Origin of the sequence: Streptomyces sp. NPDC021080 (genome assembly GCF_044333225.1) — a bacterium.
Lineage (GTDB): Bacteria > Actinomycetota > Actinomycetes > Streptomycetales > Streptomycetaceae > Streptomyces.
This window is the reverse complement of the sequence record NZ_JBIRQM010000064.1, coordinates 1-1,545: the sequence shown is the minus strand read 5'-3', so window position 1 is coordinate 1,545 and position 1,545 is coordinate 1. Positions and strand designations below refer to the sequence as shown.

Here is a 1,545-nt window from a genome sequence, read left to right as displayed (position 1 = left end):
TCTGACCGCGAAGGTTCGCCGGGTTGGTGGTCGTGACGGTTGGATGTGCGGTGACGTCCATTCCGACCGCAGGAGCCGCCGTGGCCGAGCCTGTCCGAGTGCGCAGACTGACTGACCAGGAGGGGCAGCGGCTGCAGCAGATCGTGCGCCGGGGCAGCACCAGTTCGGTGCGCTACCGGCGCGCGATGATGCTGCTGGCCTCGGCTGGCGGGAACCGTGTCCCGGTGATCGCCCAGCTGGTGCAGGCCGATGAGGACACCGTGCGGGACGTCATCCACCGATTCAACGAGATCGGCCTGGCCTGCCTGGACCCTCAGTGGGCGGGAGGCCGTCCCCGCCTGCTCGGTCCTGACGACGAGGACTTCGTCATCACGACGGCCACCACCCGGCCGGCCAAGCTCGGCCAGCCCTTCACCCGCTGGTCGATCCGCAAACTCGCCGTCTACCTGCGCAAAGTGCACGGCTGGGGCATCCGCATCGGCCGCGAAGCATTACGCTGCCTGCTCGCCCGCCGCGGCATCACCTTCCAACGCACCAAGACGTGGAAGGAATCCCCGGACCCCGAGCGTGACGCCAAACTGGACCGGATCGAGGAAGTCATGGACCGCCTCCCGGACCGGGTCTTCGCCTTCGACGAGTTCGGTCCCCTCGGCATCCGTCCCACCGCGGGCTCGGGCTGGGCCGAACAGGGGCGTCCCGACCGGCTGCCCGCCACCTATCACCGCACCCATGGAGTGCGCTACTTCCATGGCTGCTACTCGGTCGGCGACGACACCCTGTGGGGCATCAACCGCCGCAGAAAGGGTGCCGCCAACACCCTCACCGCGCTGAAGTCGATCCGTGCCGCCCGCCCGGACGGCGCCCCGATCTACGTGATCCTGGACAACCTGTCCGCCCACAAGGGCGCCGACATCCGCCGCTGGGCGAAGAAGAACAAGGTCGAGCTGTGCTTCACCCCGACCTACGCCTCCTGGGCGAACCCGATCGAGGCCCACTTCGGACCGCTGCGGCAGTTCACCATCGCCAACTCCCACCACCCCAACCACACCGTGCAGACAAGGGCCCTGCACGCCTACCTGCGCTGGCGCAACGCCAACGCCCGCCACCGCGACGTCCTGGCCGCCGAACGACGTGAACGCGCCCGCATCCGAAGCGAGAAGGGCATCCGCTGGGGCGGTCGGCCCCTGTCAGCGGCGGCCTGAGCCAGCTGGGAGGTGAGTCACCCAGATCGTTTAGCGGCGTTTGCCCTATAGCGTTCCAGCACGCCGATGGACAGTGCCGATGCGGCCATCAGCCCGAACGTGATCGAGTTCGGAGCGCCGCCGTGGTCCCGCTCCCAGAAACGGAATCCGACCAGCACGACAACGACTCCGAACAGCACGGCCTGTATCCACCTGAGGGCCACGGCCCGCGGGCCGTGGCCCTCAGCGTTGCTGTCTCTTTTGCGCACCGGGGCTCCTCTGCTCCTTCAGCGCGCCGACTGTACTGCCGCTGGGAGCCATCGATACACCCCACCCCGGTGAACCTTCGCGGTCACAGCACTAG

General features: G+C 68.2%; 2 protein-coding genes. One reads left to right on the top strand and one right to left on the bottom strand.

The genetic code is table 11. From position 1 onward, the window contains the following. The first annotated feature begins 80 nt into the window (after window positions 1-80). The gene (locus ACH4S8_RS45130) at window positions 81-1,202 is read left to right on the top strand and encodes an IS630 family transposase (RefSeq protein ID WP_398405189.1); all 1,122 of its coding nucleotides are present in this window, start codon (window positions 81-83) and stop codon (window positions 1,200-1,202) included. 17 nt (window positions 1,203-1,219) lie between these two features. On the opposite strand, the gene ACH4S8_RS45125 is transcribed toward ACH4S8_RS45130, so the two are convergent. After that, window positions 1,220-1,450 carry a hypothetical protein gene (locus ACH4S8_RS45125; protein WP_398405187.1) on the bottom strand — a complete coding sequence of 77 codons (231 nt, stop codon included), beginning with the start codon at window positions 1,448-1,450 and terminating at the stop codon, window positions 1,220-1,222. Window positions 1,451-1,545 lie beyond the last annotated feature (95 nt).